This window comes from Modicisalibacter sp. 'Wilcox', from assembly GCF_010993675.1.
In the GTDB taxonomy this organism is placed as follows: domain Bacteria; phylum Pseudomonadota; class Gammaproteobacteria; order Pseudomonadales; family Halomonadaceae; genus Modicisalibacter; species Modicisalibacter tunisiensis.
Window position 1 is genome coordinate 1 of sequence record NZ_WNXF01000005.1, and the last position, 16,052, is coordinate 16,052.

14 protein-coding genes are annotated in these 16,052 nt (G+C 65.3%); 9 read left to right on the forward strand and 5 right to left on the reverse strand.

All coding sequences use genetic code 11. From position 1 onward, the window contains the following. Nucleotides 1-103: 103 nt before the first annotated feature. Both G7A98_RS05935 and G7A98_RS05940 read right to left on the reverse strand, forming a co-directional pair. On the reverse strand, nt 104-1,468 hold the full coding sequence (locus G7A98_RS05935) for a nicotinate phosphoribosyltransferase (RefSeq protein WP_163648576.1): 1,365 nt from the start codon (nt 1,466-1,468) through the stop codon (nt 104-106). Between the two features lie 7 nt (nt 1,469-1,475). Then, nucleotides 1,476-2,021, reverse strand: a complete 546-nt coding sequence (locus G7A98_RS05940) for an isochorismatase family protein (protein WP_163648577.1) — start codon at nt 2,019-2,021, stop codon at nt 1,476-1,478. A 134-nt stretch (nt 2,022-2,155) separates the two neighbouring features. Here G7A98_RS05940 and lhgO point away from each other — a divergent pair, with 134 nt between their 5' ends. Beyond that, entirely contained in the window at nt 2,156-3,349 is a 1,194-nt protein-coding gene (gene lhgO, locus G7A98_RS05945; RefSeq protein WP_163648578.1) for an L-2-hydroxyglutarate oxidase, read from the forward strand. 16 nt (nt 3,350-3,365) lie between these two features. Here the strand turns inward: lhgO and G7A98_RS05950 are convergent, their stop codons facing one another. Together G7A98_RS05950 and G7A98_RS05955 are read right to left on the reverse strand one after the other, a co-directional pair. After that, nucleotides 3,366-4,076 carry an anti-sigma factor gene (locus G7A98_RS05950; protein ID WP_163648579.1) on the reverse strand — a complete coding sequence of 237 codons (711 nt, stop codon included), beginning with the start codon at nt 4,074-4,076 and terminating at the stop codon, nt 3,366-3,368. Further along, nucleotides 4,055-4,609, reverse strand: a complete 555-nt coding sequence (locus G7A98_RS05955) for a sigma-70 family RNA polymerase sigma factor (protein WP_163648580.1) — start codon at nt 4,607-4,609, stop codon at nt 4,055-4,057. The genes G7A98_RS05950 and G7A98_RS05955 overlap by 22 nt, the downstream gene beginning before the upstream one ends. A gap of 249 nt (nt 4,610-4,858) precedes the next feature. Here G7A98_RS05955 and G7A98_RS05960 point away from each other — a divergent pair, with 249 nt between their 5' ends. The 7 genes from G7A98_RS05960 to G7A98_RS05990 all read left to right on the forward strand — a co-directional run bounded on the left by G7A98_RS05960 (nt 4,859) and on the right by G7A98_RS05990 (nt 12,655). Further along, nucleotides 4,859-5,572: a response regulator gene (locus G7A98_RS05960; protein ID WP_163648581.1), complete on the forward strand. Its 714-nt coding sequence runs from the start codon at nt 4,859-4,861 to the stop codon at nt 5,570-5,572. Continuing rightward, nucleotides 5,569-7,032 (forward strand): ATP-binding protein, encoded by a 1,464-nt coding sequence (locus G7A98_RS05965; protein WP_318010286.1) that lies wholly within the window; start codon nt 5,569-5,571, stop codon nt 7,030-7,032. Before G7A98_RS05960 ends, G7A98_RS05965 begins: the two co-directional genes overlap by 4 nt. 117 nt (nt 7,033-7,149) lie before the next feature. Further along, a complete protein-coding gene (locus tag G7A98_RS05970; protein ID WP_163648582.1) occupies nt 7,150-8,349 on the forward strand; it encodes an AGE family epimerase/isomerase in 1,200 nt (399 codons plus the stop codon). Between the two features lie 37 nt (nt 8,350-8,386). Continuing rightward, entirely contained in the window at nt 8,387-9,640 is a 1,254-nt protein-coding gene (locus G7A98_RS05975) for an ABC transporter substrate-binding protein (protein WP_163648583.1), read from the forward strand. Between the two features lie 72 nt (nt 9,641-9,712). After that, nucleotides 9,713-10,645: a sugar ABC transporter permease gene (locus G7A98_RS05980; RefSeq protein ID WP_205596227.1), complete on the forward strand. Its 933-nt coding sequence runs from the start codon at nt 9,713-9,715 to the stop codon at nt 10,643-10,645. Further along, nucleotides 10,638-11,516, forward strand: coding sequence for a carbohydrate ABC transporter permease (locus G7A98_RS05985; RefSeq protein WP_163648584.1), 879 nt, complete (start codon nt 10,638-10,640; stop codon nt 11,514-11,516). The genes G7A98_RS05980 and G7A98_RS05985 overlap by 8 nt, the downstream gene beginning before the upstream one ends. A gap of 14 nt (nt 11,517-11,530) precedes the next feature. Further along, nucleotides 11,531-12,655, forward strand: a complete 1,125-nt coding sequence (locus G7A98_RS05990) for an ABC transporter ATP-binding protein (RefSeq protein WP_163648585.1) — start codon at nt 11,531-11,533, stop codon at nt 12,653-12,655. Between the two features lie 39 nt (nt 12,656-12,694). Here G7A98_RS05990 and sulP read toward each other — a convergent pair whose 3' ends face one another. After that, nucleotides 12,695-14,434 carry a sulfate permease gene (sulP, locus tag G7A98_RS05995; RefSeq protein ID WP_163648586.1) on the reverse strand — a complete coding sequence of 580 codons (1,740 nt, stop codon included), beginning with the start codon at nt 14,432-14,434 and terminating at the stop codon, nt 12,695-12,697. A 295-nt stretch (nt 14,435-14,729) separates the two neighbouring features. Here sulP and G7A98_RS06000 point away from each other — a divergent pair, with 295 nt between their 5' ends. Then, complete coding sequence (locus tag G7A98_RS06000; RefSeq protein ID WP_163648865.1) at nt 14,730-16,040, forward strand: aspartate aminotransferase family protein; 1,311 nt, start codon at nt 14,730-14,732, stop codon at nt 16,038-16,040. The last annotated feature ends 12 nt before the right edge of the window (nt 16,041-16,052 follow it).

The following is a 16,052-nucleotide window of genomic DNA, read 5'->3' on the forward strand; positions in this document are numbered from 1 at the left end:
CGATCACGGCGATGAAGGAGTGGCAGGCCAAGCGACCTGAGTTATTTACCAAACGGGTGGTTAATCACACGGGACCCAACACATAAACAAGAGCATCGCCAGGTCACCCATCCGATGGCAGCCCCAGCCTGGCCTCGGCCTGACGACGATAGTCATGAATGCGCTCGCTGATATCAACCCGATAGGCGGCCCCCTGGTCGAGACGATGAAGCCCCTCGGGCAACCGGGCGACGGCATCCAGGCTGGCCTCACGGGCGGTATCGGGATCGGCCATCCGCTCGGCCTGAAACTCACCATCGATGATGATGGGTTGCAGCAGTGGCATGCCGGGGGCGGTTTCGTCACGAAGTGTCAGGGTGTCACGCCGGTAGAACCCCTCGGCATCGGATTCACGATAGACCTGCTTGCGTCCGGGCAGGGAATGCTTGCCGGGCGAGTGCTTGAGGCGTGGCTCGCCGGCATATTCGGTCAGCTTGTAGGCCAGTTCCAGGCAGGGCGCATCGCTGGCCGCGCCGAGGGCCGTACCCACGCCGAAACTGTCGATGGGCGCGTCATCGGCCAGCAGGTCCTGAATGCGATACTCATTGAGTCCGCCGCTGGCGGTGATCTTGATTTCCGGGTAGCCGCCGTGGTCCAGCAGGTGGCGGCAGGTCTTCGCCAACTCGCCGAGATCGCCGGAATCGAGGCGGATAGCGCTGATGTGCAGGTCGGGATTGGCATCCAGCCAGCCGATCAGGCGCTTGACGGCCTCCACGGTGTCGTAGGTGTCGACCAGCAGGGCCGTACCCGGAAACTCCCGGGCGAACGCCTGCAGGGCGACGTCTTCGCTGTCATGCGCCTGGATGAAGCTGTGCGCCATGGTGCCGCGGGCCGGGAGATCATGGCGGCTGGCGCCGAGCACGTTGCTGGTGGCGGAGATGCCGGCCATGCGATAGGCGCGCACCCCACGGACGGCGGCATCGATGCCGTGCATGCGCCGCATGCCGAAATCGACGACCGGGCGACCCTGGGCGGCATTGACGATGCGCGAGGCCTTGGAGGCGAGGACGGTCTCGAGATGGACGTAGTTCATGACCAGGCTCTCGAGAAACTGCGCCTCGCCGATCGGAGCCTCGACTTCCAGCAGGGGTTCGTGCGGGAAGACCGGTGTGCCCTCGGGCAGGGCATGCAGGGTACCGGTAAAACGAAAGTCGGCCAGCCAGTCAAGAAAGGCCGGCTTGAAGAGATCCAGGCGACGCAGGGCCGCGATCTGCTCCTCCCCGAAGCGCAACTGGGAGATGAGTCGGGCGACGTGCTGCTGGCCGCAGGCCAGCATGTAGTTGCGGTGCGGCGGTAGCTTGCGGAAGAACAGGCTGAAGGTCGCGGTCTCCTGCATGCCTTCGGCCCAGTAGGCCTGCAGCATGGTCAGTTCGTAGAGGTCGACCAGCAGGCTGAGATCCTCGTCGCGGGGCAGTTCCTGGGTGGGCATTCCTGAATCACTCCTTGATGGTGGCACCGGCCCGACGCAGGGCATCGAGGCAGTCGGCGGCATGTGTCGGATCGACGGCCCGGGTGGCCTCGGCGAGCAACTCGACCTCGAACCCCTGGCCGAGCGCCTCCTCGGCGGTGGCCTTGACGCAGACATCTAGGGCCAGTCCGGCCACAAGCAGGCGCTGAACGCCGTGCCGGCGCAAGTAGACGGCCAGCCCCGTGCCATCGAAGGCTGAATAGTTGTCGCGGTCGAAGGCACAGCCCTTGCTGACGCGTACCGCTTTGTCAGGTAGCTGCAGGCTGGTGGGGAAGGCGGCCCCCTGTGTGTCCTGGACGCAGTGAGCGGGCCAGGGGCCGCCTTGTCCAGTGAAGCTGCAGTGTTCCTGCGGATGCCAGTCGCGGCTGGCCACGATCGGCCAGCCCTGGCGCTGTGCCGCATCGATCCAGCGGTTGACGACGGGCAGAATCCGCTCGGCCTCGGGTACGGCCAGGGTACCGCCGGGGCAGAAGTCGTTCTGGATGTCGACCAGCAGCAGGGCGTGGGTAGCCATGGCGCTTGCTCCGTTGGGGAACCTGTTTCAGGTGTGGCTGCCTTTGCCCGGCTTTTCAAGGGCCATCCCCGGGTGGCGGATGAATCGGGTAGACTCGAGTGCTGGCATTGATCCCGGGACGACAAGAGGTAGACGTGTACGATTTCATCATCATCGGTGGCGGCATTCTCGGCCTGTCCACGGCCATGCAGCTTCAGGAGGCCTATCCGGACAAGCGCATGCTGGTCGTGGAAAAGGAGGCAGGGCCGGCCCGGCACCAGACCGGGCACAACAGTGGCGTGATTCATGCCGGCGTCTATTACACGCCCGGCAGTCACAAGGCACGCTTCTGTCTTGCCGGCAATCGCGCCACCAAGGCCTTCTGTGACGAACATGCGATTCCCTACGAGGTGTGCGGCAAGCTGCTGGTCGCCACCAATGCGCTCGAGATGCAACGCATGGAGGCCCTGTGGGAACGCACGGCGGCCAACGGCCTTGAGCGTGAATGGCTGTCGGCCGAGGCGTTGCATGAACGCGAACCCAACATCACGGGGCAGGGCGGGATCTTCGTGCCGTCCAGCGGCATCGTCGACTACGCCAGAGTGGCGGAGGCCATGGGCGAGGTGTTTCGTCGCCAAGGCGGCGAGATTCGTTACGACACCGAAGTGACGGGGCTCAGCGAGCGGCGTGAGGAGGTCGTGGTGGAGACCGGTCAGGGCAGCTTTACCTCGCGCTATCTCGTCTCTTGCGCCGGGCTGATGGCGGACCGGGTGGTCAGCATGCTGGGTGTGAAGCCGGGCTTCACCATCTGTCCGTTCCGGGGCGAGTACTACCGGCTGCCCGAACGCCATAACGGCATCGTCAACCACCTGATCTACCCGATTCCGGACCCCTCGATGCCGTTTCTCGGTGTGCACCTGACCCGCATGATCGATGGCAGTGTGACCGTCGGCCCCAATGCGGTGCTGGCCTTCAAGCGTGAGGGGTATCGCAAGCGCGACGTGTCCTTGACCGACAGTGCCGCGATGCTGACCAACCCGGGCATTCTCAAGGTGCTCAAGGCCAATCTGCGGCCGGGCCTGATTGAGATGAAGAATTCCCTGTTCAAGAAGGGGTATCTCGAGGAGGTGCGCAAGTACTGCCCGGAGCTGGCGCTCGAGGATCTGCAGCCCTATCCGGCCGGCGTGAGGGCCCAGGCGGTTTCCAGCGACGGCAAGCTGATCGATGACTTTCGCTTCGTCAATACCACGCGCACCGTCAATGTCTGCAATGCGCCGTCGCCGGCCGCCACGTCGGCGATTCCGATCGGCGCGCACATCGTCGAGAAGGTGCAGGCGCTGGTCGGATGACGGTATCTCCGGGGTCTCACAGCGACCAGTTATCGCCGCGCATCGGTACCAGCTTGCCCTGGTCGATGACGCGACCGGTGGGACGGCCCTGTGGCGCACCGCTGGCCGGCTCGATGCTGACCGCGAAGTCGGCATGGTGCATCATCGGCCGCAGAGACGCCGGCATGCGCATGCGCGCCTCGCCGCGGCCGGGCAGCATGCCCAGCGACACTGGCTGACCGTCCTTCATCATCCACAGTTCGCCGGCCATACCGTCGGGCATGTCAGTGGGCTGAACCGCCTGGGCCATCAGCTCGCCATCACTTTCCGCATAGATGATCCAGCCCGGCACCCGGTTGTCGTCGAGCACGACATAGACGGCGTCTCCTGGCATGCCGGACGGCGCCGGGCGAACGAGAAGCAGGGTGCCGAGGATCAGCGTGCTCAGGGCCAGGCCGGCGCTCAGGGAACGCCATACACTCAGGCGGCGCCACCAGGGGCGGGGTGTCAGGCCCAGCGTCCGAACGATGCGTGGCCACAGCGCGTCCGGCGGCGCCACCGGTTCGAGGGGGGTGTTGAAGACCTGCAGGTGTTCGCGCCAGTCAGCGACCTGGCGCTGGAGCTCCGGGCTGACCGCGAGCAGGGCTTCGAAATGCGCCTGCTGCCGGCTGTCCAGGGTACCCAGCACGTATTCGCCGGCCGCCAGGTCACGCTCGTCCGGGTCGCTCAAATCCCACGGGTCATGCATGTTCTCAACCTCTCGAGTCCACGCCGTATCCAGCTCTTGACGGTACCCAGCGGCTGGCTCAGGACTTCGGCCAGCTCACCATGGGTCAGCCCTTCGAAATAGGCCGTCTCCAGCGCCCGTCGCTGATCGGCCGACAGGGTCTCGAGGCAGGCGTGCAGTCGCGCGGTATGCTGGGCGAGCTCGCTGGTGGCTGTCAGGTCGGTGTCATCGGCCAATGTCTCGAGCGCCGCGTCGCCATCCTCGCTTCTCCGGCGGCTGCGCCTCAGCCAGTCGATGCCCACGTTACGGGTGATGGTGGACAGCCAGGTCATGGGGCGCGACAGGTTGGCGTCATAGCGCCCGGCTGTCTGCCAGACGCGCAGGTAGACCTGCTGCAGGCAATCCTGGGCGGCGCTTTCTTCCCTGACGATACGCAGCAGTTGCGCGTATAGATGCGCGCTGGTGGCGTGGTAGAGCCGTTCGAAGGCTCGAGCCTCGCCATTGGCGCAACCAGCCAGGATGTCGATGAGGGGATCCTGTTCGTACCGGGTCATGCCGCTCTCTGCCACGCTGGGTATCCGGTCATCATAGCGAGCCCGGCTGGGTTGCGATACGCAGGTCGTCAATGACATGCGCCACGCCGCTCTCCGCCATCCATCGCCACCCGGCAAGTCGAGCCTGCCACTTTGGTCGCCCGTGGCGGGGCGCGGCTTGATGGCTATGGCGGGAGGCCGCATCATCCGCACTGGTCCCATCAACACCGCCGTCTCGCCAGCCGGGATGGAACAGGAATCTTGCCGGTTATGACGATGCAGCCTTCGACAGTGGCCGTGGTCGATGACGATGCCGAAATTCGTGAACTGCTGAAGACCTATCTGGAGCGGCAGGGCTTCGCGGTCGCTCTCGCCGAGGATGGCGAGGCGCTCCGGGCCCTGATGCAGGAAGCCGTGCCGGATCTGGTGGTGCTCGACATCATGATGCCCGGTGAGGATGGCCTGTCGTTGTGTCGCGATCTGCGGCGCCATCATCAGGTCCCGATCATCATGCTGACCGCCAGTGCGGATGAAACCGACCGGATTCTGGGGCTGGAACTGGGCGCTGATGATTACCTGGCCAAGCCGTTCAATCCGCGCGAACTGCTGGCGCGCATCAAGGCGGTGCTGCGACGTGCGCGCCCGGTGAGTCCCGAGGCCGCCCGGGTGGTTCGCTTCGGCCACTGGCGACTGGATCGCATCACCCGCGAGCTGATCGACGCCGAGGGGCAGCGCAGTGCATTGTCAGGGGCCGACTATTTACTGCTCGGCGTGTTTCTCGAGCATCCCGAGCAGGTCCTCTCGCGTGAGCGGCTCTATGATCTCAGCCGCGGGCGCCGGGCGCCCCCGCTGGATCGTTCCATCGATGTGCATATGTGCCGACTGCGTCAACGCCTCGGCGAGGATGCCCAGCACTCGCAGTTGATACGCACGGTACGGGGCGCCGGCTATGTGCTGGCCACGACCGTGGACGCGGAGGTGTGAAAACCGCCTTGCGCCCGCGGACCTTGCGCGGCCGCTTCGTGCTGTTGATGCTGCTGGGGGTGCTGAGCGCCCAGGTGGCCAGCTATGGCTTGTGGAGCTGGCAGGAGAACCGCGAACGTTTCGCCCAACTCGATACCCTCTCGCGCAACCTGGCCGACAGCCTGGCCGCCACGGTGCGTTACTTTCGCTCGCTGCCTTACGAGTACCGGCATATCGTGCTCGAGCAGCTGCGTGACATGGGAGGGACGCGCTTTTTCGTCAGCGTCAACGACCACCGTATCCACCTGACGGGGTCGACTCCGGACCGGGCTCGGCAATTGGTGGCGCGCAACCTGCGCGAGGGGCTGCATCGTCAGCTGGGCAAGGTGGCGCTGACCATCGACTTCTCCCGCCCCGAGCATCTTCGGGTCTTCAACAACGAGGTGGCGCTGGATGCACTGCCGGCCCACTGGGCGCATCGCAGCCTGGCGATGGCGCCGCTGTCGACGCCGATCCTGGTGGTGCAGATGCCACTGGATGCGCACCAATGGCTGTTCGTGGCCACCAGCCTGCCGGTCGCGGGGTTGCTGGATGGGCCGAGCTGGCTGGCCGGCGACCGGCTGTTCGCGTTGCTGGCGGTGCTGGTCACGGTGATTGTGCTGTCGCTGATGGGGATTCGCTGGCTGACCCGGCCGCTATCGGTGATGGCGCGGGCGGCACGACGCCTGGGGGACGACCTGGAAACGCCGCCACTGGCCGAGCGGGGCCCGCGGGAACTGCGTGACACGGCGGTGGCGTTCAATCGCATGAGCGAGCGGATCCGTCAGCAGGTCGAGGAGCGCGAACGGCTGTTCTCGGCGATCTCGCATGATCTCAAGACCCCCATTACCCGGTTGCGGCTGCGTGCCGAACTGCTGGAGGAGGATGACCAGCGCCAGGCCTTCATCCGTACCCTCGATGAGATGGACCAGCTGGTGAAGGGGGCGCTGGCGTCGGTCAAGGGACTGGATCTGCACGAGCAGCTCCAGCCGGTGGCACTCGATGGCCTGCTGGTCGAGTTGCGTGATGAATTGGCCGTGCATGGCAAGCCGCTGCACCTCAGTGGTGAAGCCGGGTCGGTGATGGCCAAGCCGCTGGCGCTCAAGCGTTGCCTGACCAACCTGATCGAGAATGCCATCTTCTACGGCAGGCGCGTGGATGTGGCGGCCCGCCGTGAGGTCGACCGGGTGGACGTCTGGGTTCGCGACGACGGCCCGGGCATCCCCGAGGCGCAGCGTGAGCGTGTCTTCCAGCCCTTCGTGCGTCTCGAGCCCTCGCGCAGCCGCCACACCGGCGGCAGCGGGCTGGGGCTGGCCATCGCCCGGCATATTGCGCGGGCGCATGGGGGCGATATCCATCTGGGGCGAGCCAGTGCCGGCGGCCTCGAGGTAAGGCTGCAACTGCCGCTCGGCAGCGACACGTCGAGTGTTACCAACCTGTAATAATTCGGCAAGACTTTGCAGAATTCGGTAATCCCTACCTGCAACAACCTGCGCTATCGTGTCCCTGATGCCCTGGTCGGCACGCCCTATAACGACAATGATTGCAGGACCACGCCCATGCCTCTCGACGACCCACGCCAGCTTCGGTCGCATCTTGCGCGCACCATGGCCTTCTATCATCCGCGCTGCATCGATGCCGGCGGCGGCTTTCACCATTATCTCAAGGATGACGGCGAGGTTTACGACGCCCGCCATCGCCATCTGGTGTCGAGTGCCCGCTATGTCTTCACCTATGCCCGCCATGCAGCGTTCACCGGGCGTGAGGAATATCGCCATTGGGCGCGTCACGGACTCCGCTATCTCGAGCAGGCGCATTTTCAGACCCGCTACCAGGGCTATGCCTGGACACTGATCGACCATCAACCCGAGGACACCACCAATCATTGCTATGGCCTGGCCTTCGTGCTGCTGGCCTATGCCACGGCGCTGCGTTGCGGCATCGAGGAAGCCCGTGAAGGGCTCGAACGGGTGCATGCGCTGCAGACTCGGCGCTTCTGGGAGCCCGAGTGGCAGCTGTACGCCGACGAAGCGGATACCCGCTGGCGGGTAAGCGACTACCGCGGCCAGAACGCCAACATGCACAGCTGCGAGGCTCTGATCGCCGCCTTCGAGGCGACGCAGGACCCGGCCTATCTCGAACGCGCGCTCGCCGTCGCACGGGCGATCTGGCAGCGTCAGGCCCGGCAGACCGATGGCTGGATCTGGGAGCATTTCGATCGTCGCTGGCGCGTGGATCTGGAGTACAACCGCGATGATCCGCATCATCTGTTCCGCCCCTGGGGCTTCCAGATCGGCCATCAGACCGAGTGGGCAAAGCTTCTGACGATCCTTTCGCGCCACTGCCCCGACGAGGCCTGGCTGCTGCCGACGGCCGCACGACTGTTCATCGAGGCGGTCGAGGCGGGCTGGGATGCCGATCATGGCGGGCTGGTCTACGGGGTCGATCTCGAGCGGCACCACTGCGACGGCGACAAGTATTTCTGGGTCCAGGCGGAAAGCCTGGCGGCGGCGGCGATGCTGGCCGACGCCACCGGCGAGCTCCGCTTCTGGCGCTGGTACCGGCGCCTGGCGGATTTCAGCTGGCAATGGATGATCGATCATCGTCATGGAGGCTGGTACCGCATCCTGACGCCGGACAATCGCCGCTATTCCGACGAAAAGAGTCCGGCCGGCAAAGTGGACTACCACACCATGGGCGCCTGCCATGACATCCTGCCGATTCTCGAACGTCGCGAGGCGCACCTGCCTCGCGTCTGACCCTGCGTCACCACAATAACCAGAAGGGAGACACGTCATGAAACCGCTCTATACCCTGGCTGCCGGCGCCGCACTGGCGGCTGCCGTGACTCAGGCCAACGCCGCCGAGATCGAGGTGCTGCACTGGTGGACCTCCGGCGGTGAGGCCAAGGCCGCCAACCTGCTCAAGCAGAAGCTCGAGGCCAAGGGGCATACCTGGAAGGACTTCGCCGTGGCCGGTGGTGGCGGCGACAGCGCCATGACGGTGCTGAAGTCCCGTGCCATTTCGGGCAACCCTCCGGCGGTCGCCCAGATCAAGGGGCCGCTCATCCAGGAATGGGGAGAGATGGGCTTCCTCGGCAACATCGACAAGGTCGCCAGGGAAGAAAACTGGGACTCCTTCCTGCCGCCGGAGCTGTCGGCCTATGACAAGGTCGACGGCCACTATGCCGCGGTCCCCGTGAATATCCACCGTATCAACTGGCTGTGGGCCAACCCGGAGGTGCTCGAGAAATCCGGCATCGATTCGCTGCCCAAGACCTGGGACGAGTTCTTTGCGGACGCCAAGAAGATTCGCGACGCCGGCTTCGTTCCGCTGGCGCATGGCGGCCAGCCCTGGCAGGACGCCACCGTCTTCGAGGTGGTGCTGATGGGCGTCGGTGGAGCCGACTTCTACCGCAAGGCCTTTGTCGATCTCGATCCCGAGGCGCTGACCAGCGACACCATGGTCAAGGCACTCAAGACCTTCAAGAAGCTGCGCGGCGCCATGGACCCCGATATTGCCGGGCGTGACTGGAACATCGCCACCTCGATGGTCATCAGCGGCAAGGCCGCGATGCAGATCATGGGCGACTGGGCCAAGGGCGAGTTCACCGCCGCCGGCATGACGCCGAGTGAGGATTACCTGTGCGAAGCGGCGCCCATGACCGAGCACATGTTTTCCTACAACGTCGACAGCTTCGCCATGTTCAAGGTCGATGACAAGGGCAAGCAGCAGGCCCAGATGGACCTGGCGGGGCTGATCCTGTCCAAGGATTTCCAGACCACCTTCAACAAGGCCAAGGGATCGATTCCGGTGCGCATGGACGTACCGCTGGATGACTTCGATGCCTGCGCCAAGTCCTCGCGCGAGGCTTTCGATGCCGCACAGGCGCAGGGCGGTCTGGTGCCCAGCTTGGCCCACGGCATGGCGGTGTCGGCAAGCGTGCAGGGGGCCGTCTTCGACGTCATCACCAACTTCTTCAATGATCCCGACATGCCTGCCGAGAAGGCGGCCGAGCGTCTGGCCAGTGCGGTACGTGCCGCCGGCTGAATGATGCCATCGCCCCGGGGCCGGTAATGGCCGGCCCCGGTTTTCCCGACCATCCCGTCAGGTTCATGTTCCATGACTCCAACCGACTCCCTGTCGCGCGCTTCGTCGCGGCGGGCCGGCCGTCGCTCGCTGGCCGGTACCCTGGAACGGGTACTGCCGCGCCTGGTGGTGGCGCCGTCGCTCGCCGTGGCCCTGTTCTTCGTCTACGGCTACATGCTGTGGACGTTCATCCTGTCATTGACCGGTTCGCGCATGCTGCCGCAGTACAACTTCGTCGGCTTAGAGCAGTATGCGCGTCTGTTCGCCAACGAGCGCTGGCACGTGGCAGCCACCAATCTGGTGGTGTTCGGCGGCCTGTTCATCGCCATCTGCCTGGTGCTGGGGCTGGCGCTGGCCATCTTCCTCGACCAGCGTATCCGCCAGGAAGGGGCGCTGCGCACCATCTATCTCTACCCCATGGCCCTGTCGTTGATCGTGACGGGTGTGGTATGGCGCTGGCTGCTCAACCCTAGTCTGGGGATCGAGGCACTGGTGCAGAGCTGGGGCTTCGAGAACTTTCGCTTCGACTGGCTGGTGGATCCCGACATGGCGATCTATACCCTGGTGATCGCGGCCGTCTGGCAGGCCTCGGGCTTTGTGATGGCGCTGTTTCTGGCCGGTCTGCGTGGCATCGACGACAGCCTGTTCAAGGCGGCGGCGCTCGATGGAGCCAGTCTGCCGCGTGTCTACTGGCGCATCGTGCTGCCGTGCCTGCGTCCGGTGGTGTTCAGTGCGGTGATGATTCTCGCGCACATCGCCATCAAGAGCTTCGATCTGGTGATGGCGCTAACCGGCGGCGGCCCGGGCTACGCCACGGATCTGCCGGCCACCTTCATGTATGCCCACACCTTCACGCGGGGGCAGATCGGCCTGGGCTCGGCCAGTGCCATCATGATGCTCTGCGGGGTGCTGGCCATCCTGATCCCCTACCTGTATTCCGAACTGCGGGAGCGCAAGCATGGATAACGTGATACGTCGCCGGACGCCACGTGCCCGGCTGCTGCGGGCCGGCCTTTATGCATTGCTGATCGCGGCCGCGCTGGTCTATCTACTGCCGCTGGTGGTGATGGTGCTGACCTCGGTCAAGCCGATCGAGGAGATCCGCGCCGGAGCGCTGCTGTCGCTGCCGAGTCATTTCACCCTGGACCCCTGGATCAAGGCTTGGAGCAGTGCCTGTACCGGCATGCGCTGTGATGGCTTGTCGGGGTATTTCGTCAACTCGATCAAGATCGTGGTGCCGGCGGTGGCGATCTCGACGCTAGTCGGGGCAATCAATGGTTATGCGCTGACCAAATGGCGATTCCGGGGATCGGAGCTGGTCTTCGCGATGCTGCTGTTCGGGTGTTTCGTGCCGTTTCAGGTGGTGCTGATGCCGATGGCGCGGACCCTGGGCTGGCTGGGGCTGGCCAGTTCGGTCAGTGGCCTGGTGCTGGTGCACGTGGTCTATGGCATTGCCTTCACCACGCTGTTCTTCCGCAACTACTACGTGGCCGTCCCGGACGAGATGATCAATGCCGCCAAGCTGGATGGCGCCGGCTTCTTCCGCATCTTCTGGCGGATTCTGCTGCCGGTGTCGGGGCCGATCATCACCGTGTCGGTGATCTGGCAGTTCACGCAGATCTGGAACGACTTCCTGTTCGGCGTGGCCTTTGCCGGATTCGATTCGCAGCCGGTGACGGTGGCTCTGAACAACATGGTCAATACCTCGACCGGCGTGAAGGAGTACAACGTCGACATGGCGGCGGCGATGATCGCGGCGCTACCCACGCTGGTGGTCTATGTACTGGCCGGCAAGTATTTCGTCCGCGGGTTGACCGCGGGGTCCGTCAAGGGCTAGGGAGAACTGATTTCATGTCCGCATTGGAAATTCGCAACGTACGCAAGACCTTCGGTGACACTGAGGTGCTCAAGGAGATCTCGCTGGCCATCGACTCCGGGGAGTTCCTGATCCTGGTGGGCCCCTCGGGCTGTGGCAAGTCGACGCTGATGAACGCCATCGCCGGTCTCGAACCGGTCACGGCCGGCGAGATTCACATCGGGGGCGAGGACGTCACCTGGCGGACGCCCGCCGAGCGGGACATCGCCATGGTCTTCCAGTCCTATGCCCTGTATCCGAGCATGACGGTGCGCCAGAACATCGCTTTTGGTCTCGAGATGCGCAAGGTGCCGAAGGCTGAGCGCGACCAGGCGGTGGAGCGGGTCGCCGACCTGCTGCAGATATCCCAGCTGCTGGATCGCAAGCCGTCGCAGCTCTCCGGCGGCCAGCGCCAGCGCGTCGCCATGGGCCGGGCGCTGGCGCGGGAACCGCAGATCTACCTGTTCGACGAACCGCTGTCCAACCTGGACGCCAAGCTGCGCGTCGAGATGCGCACCGAGATCAAGAAGCTGCACCAGCGTCTCGGCACCACCATCGTCTACGTGACCCATGACCAGATCGAGGCGATGACGCTGGCCGACCGCATCGCGATCATGCGCGATGGGCACATCCTCCAGCTGGGGACGCCCGACGAGGTCTACAACGATCCAGCCGACATGTTCGTCGCCGGCTTCATGGGATCGCCGGCGATGAACTTTCTCTCGGCGTCCCTCGAGGGTGGGCCCGGCGAGTATCGGGTACGGGTGGAGACCGAGGGCGCGCAGGCACCGCTGGTGCTTCCCTGGCCCGTGGAGCGCGAGACGGAGGCCCTGGCGTCGCAGGTCGGCCGCCCGGTGACCCTGGGGCTGCGTCCCGAGCACTTCAGCGAGGAGGACGAACGGCTCGGGGATCAGGCGGAAGGCACGCGCTTCGAGGCCACCACCACGGTGGTCGAGCCCACCGGAGCGGACACGCTGCTGCAGGTCCGCCTGAGCGGTGTCGAGGCAACCGTGCGCCTGGGGCCCAAGAGCCGCATCAAGGCAGGGGATCGCATTGCGCTGCGTGTCGACATGAGCCGCGCGGTCCTGTTTTCGACCGAGGACGAGTCGCGCCTGGCTTGATGCTCATCGGCTCGCGCCTTCATGCGCGGGCCGGACGCTCTACTCAAGTGGCTGTATCGACGCCCGCGCCGCATGGCGCGGGCGTAGTTCGCTCCAGGCACCGTAGGTACTCAGGAACACCCGGCCGGTCAGGGTATCGAGGAAGTCGCTGTGCTTGAGCCGGTCCATGACCGGCCCCTTGACCTCGGCCAGATGGAGTGTGACGCCGGAGTCCCTGAGACGCGCGTTGATGGCTTCGAGGCTCTCCAGCGCGGAGGCGTCGATCAGGTTGACCGCCGAGCAGATCAGCACCACGTCGGTCAGCTCGGGCCGCTCGGCGACCAGCGCATAGAGCGTGTCTTCCAGGTAGCGGGCATTGGCGAAGTAGAGGCTTTCGTCGATGCGCAGCAGGGCTATCTGGGCATGGCTCTCGACATCGTGGCGAGCCACGTTGCGAAAGTGCTCGGTGCCCGGGACGCGTCCCACCAGGGCGCTGTGAGGGCGGCTGGTGCGATACAGGAACAGGCCGATCGACAGTGCCACCCCGGCAATGATGCCGGCCTCCACGCCTTCGAGCAGGGTCAGCAGCAGCGTCGCCAGCAGGGCCGCGAAGTCGCTGCGCGAGTAGCGCCAGGTACGCCGCATGGCGGGGATGTCCACCAGGGTCAGGATGGAGACCGTGATGGTTGCCGCCAGGGTGGCGATGGGCAGGAAGTGGATCAACGGCGTGAAGAACAGCGTCACCACACCGATGCCCAGTGCCGCGATCAGGCCGGCGGCCGGCGTTCGGGCGCCGGCATCGAAGTTGATCACCGTGCGCGACAGTCCGCCGGTGACCGGCATGCCACCGGTAAAGGCGGATGCCAGGTTGGCCGTGCCGAGCCCCAGCAGTTCCTGGTCCGGCAGGATGCGCTCGCGGCGCTTGGCGGCGAGCATCTGGCCCATGGACACCGACTCGACGAAGCCGACGATGCTGATCAGCAGGGCCGGCACCCAGAGCTGGCCCCACAGGGTTGGATCGAGGCCGGGCAGGGTCAAGGGCGGCAGACCGCCGGGGACATCGCCGACCACCGCCACGCCCGCACTTTCCCAATCGAACAGCCAGGTGGCCGCCGTGGTGAGCACCACGGCAAAGACGGGGCCGGCCTTGGCGATCAGGTCGGCGAGTTTGGCGGGCATGCCGATCCGTTTCAGGCTGCTGCGGCCATGGCGTCGCATCAGCAGCAGGAAGGCCAGGGTGAACACGCTGATGCCCAGGGTCAGCGGATGCAACTCGCTGAGGTGGGTGAACAGACCGCTCAGCAGGGTCGGCAGGGTATAGCCGGAGACGCCGATCCCCAGCAGGTGGGAGGCCTGACTGGTCGCGATCAGCAACCCCGAGGCGGACAGAAAGCCGGAGATGACCGGGTGGCTGAGGAAGTTGGCGAAAAAGCCCAGGCGCAGAAAGCCCATGATCGTCAGCATCAGTCCCGACAGCAGCGACAGCATCAGTGCGGCCTGCACATAGTCGGTGGAGCCGGGGGCAGCGATCGCCGACAGTGACGAGGCCGTCATCAGGGCGATGATCGCCACCGGGCCGACGGCCAGGGTGCGGCTGGAGCCGAAGACCATGTAGACGATGGCCGGCAGGATGCTGGCGTACAGGCCCATGACCGCCGGTAGACCGGCCAGCAGGGCGTAGGCCAGCGATTGAGGAATCACCATCACCGTGACGATCAGGCCGGCGATCAGGTCATGGCTGAATGTCTCGCGGCGGTAGTGGGGCAGCCAGCTGAGAATGGGCAGATAGCGCTTGAGCATGGGGCAGACATCGAGAAGGTAGCGGTAATGGGAGGCGCCCGGGACGAACCCCGTTCCATCCGGCGCTCTGCAACCGGTTCGGCGTCGTTTGGCCGAAATGATGAAGAGTTGCGCAGGGGGGTGCAAGCCGCCTGGCAGGTTGATGATGTTCGCGTGTTGCCCGACGGCCCTGTCTCCGGCCAAAGTGAGCAGAGCGAACTCGGCGTCCACTGAGTCCGTGAACAAGCAATAATCAGAAAAGGAGCGTGGCATGTCGCCATTCGAGGAGCGTGTCGGCCGGAGCGATTCGAGGCAGATGGCGGAGCGGCCGAGTCAGGCGTACTGGATGCCGTTTACCGCGAACCGGGACTTTCGCGATCACCCGCGCATGGTCACGGGAGCCGACGGGCGTTACCTGATCGACACGGCGGGACGCCGGGTGTTCGACTCCCTGTCCGGACTGTGGTGTTGCGGGGCGGGGCACAACCGGGAGGCGATTCGCCAGGCGGTGAATCGTCAGCTGGGGCGGCTGGACTATGCCCCGGGCTTCCAGATGGGACATCCGCTGGCCTTCGAGCTGGCCGAGCGTATCGCCGCGATCACCCCGGCGGGGCTGGATCATGTCTTCTTTACCAATTCCGGGTCGGAAAGCGCCGATACCGCGCTCAAGATGGCGCGCGCCTACTGGCGGCTCAAGGGCCGGCCCGAGAAGACCCGCTTGATCGGGCGTGCCAAGGGCTATCACGGCGTCAATGTCGGCGGTACCAGTGCCGGCGGGATCGTCGCCAACCGGCGGCATTACGGGCAGCTGCTCGACATGGGGCACCTGCCGCACACGCTGCAGGCCGGCCAGGCATTCACCCGGGGCCAGGCGAAAAGCGGCGCCGAGCTGGCCGACGCCCTGCTCGAACACATCGCACTCGACGATGCCGCGAACATCGCCGCGGTGATCGTCGAGCCGATGTCGGGATCCGCCGGCGTGATCGTGCCGCCCGAAGGCTACCTGCAGCGACTGCGCGCGATCTGCGATCGGCACGACATCCTGCTCATCTTCGATGAAGTGATTACCGCCTTCGGGCGTTGTGGCGCGGCGACCGGCGCCGAGGCCTTCGGGGTGACGCCGGACATCATGACCGTGGCCAAGCAGGTGACCAACGGTGTCGTGCCGATGGGGGCGGTGATCGCGTCGCAGGCGATCTTCGAGGCCTTCATGCAGGGCGGTGGGCCGCGACATGGCATCGAGTTCCCCCATGGTTATACCTACAGCGCGCATCCTGTAGCCTGTGCCGCCGGGCTGGCGGCTCTCGACCTGTTCGAGGCGGAGGACTTTCCGGCTCAGGTTCGTGCGATTGCCCCGGCCTTCGAGACCCGGCTGCATGCCCTCAAGGGCTCCCCGCATATCGTCGACATCCGCAACTACGGTCTGGCCGGGGCGATCCAGCTGGCGCCGCGTGACGGTGACCCCACGATCCGGCCGCGAGACGCGGCGCTTGCCCTGTGGGAAGCGGGATTCTATGTGCGTTATGGCGGGGATACGCTGCAGTTCGGCCCGCCGTTCGCGACCACGGAAGCCGAACTGGAATATCTCTTCGATGCCGTGGCCACAGCGCTGGCTGTGTTGACGTGAGTCATGTGTGAC

What these genes read in the sequence shown, in the direction of transcription:
- G7A98_RS05935 (WP_163648576.1), bottom strand. Translation starts at nt 1,468, where the DNA reads ATGCCCACCCAGGAACTGCCCCGCGACGAGGATCTCAGCCTGCTGGTC.
- G7A98_RS05940 (WP_163648577.1), bottom strand. Translation starts at nt 2,021, where the DNA reads ATGGCTACCCACGCCCTGCTGCTGGTCGACATCCAGAACGACTTCTGC.
- G7A98_RS05950 (WP_163648579.1), bottom strand. Translation starts at nt 4,076, where the DNA reads ATGCATGACCCGTGGGATTTGAGCGACCCGGACGAGCGTGACCTGGCG.
- G7A98_RS05955 (WP_163648580.1), bottom strand. Translation starts at nt 4,609, where the DNA reads ATGACCCGGTACGAACAGGATCCCCTCATCGACATCCTGGCTGGTTGC.
- G7A98_RS05960 (WP_163648581.1), top strand. Translation starts at nt 4,859, where the DNA reads ATGACGATGCAGCCTTCGACAGTGGCCGTGGTCGATGACGATGCCGAA.
- G7A98_RS05970 (WP_163648582.1), top strand. Translation starts at nt 7,150, where the DNA reads ATGCCTCTCGACGACCCACGCCAGCTTCGGTCGCATCTTGCGCGCACC.
- G7A98_RS05975 (WP_163648583.1), top strand. Translation starts at nt 8,387, where the DNA reads ATGAAACCGCTCTATACCCTGGCTGCCGGCGCCGCACTGGCGGCTGCC.
- G7A98_RS05980 (WP_205596227.1), top strand. Translation starts at nt 9,713, where the DNA reads ATGACTCCAACCGACTCCCTGTCGCGCGCTTCGTCGCGGCGGGCCGGC.
- G7A98_RS05985 (WP_163648584.1), top strand. Translation starts at nt 10,638, where the DNA reads ATGGATAACGTGATACGTCGCCGGACGCCACGTGCCCGGCTGCTGCGG.
- G7A98_RS05990 (WP_163648585.1), top strand. Translation starts at nt 11,531, where the DNA reads ATGTCCGCATTGGAAATTCGCAACGTACGCAAGACCTTCGGTGACACT.
- sulP (WP_163648586.1), bottom strand. Translation starts at nt 14,434, where the DNA reads ATGCTCAAGCGCTATCTGCCCATTCTCAGCTGGCTGCCCCACTACCGC.
- G7A98_RS06000 (WP_163648865.1), top strand. Translation starts at nt 14,730, where the DNA reads ATGGCGGAGCGGCCGAGTCAGGCGTACTGGATGCCGTTTACCGCGAAC.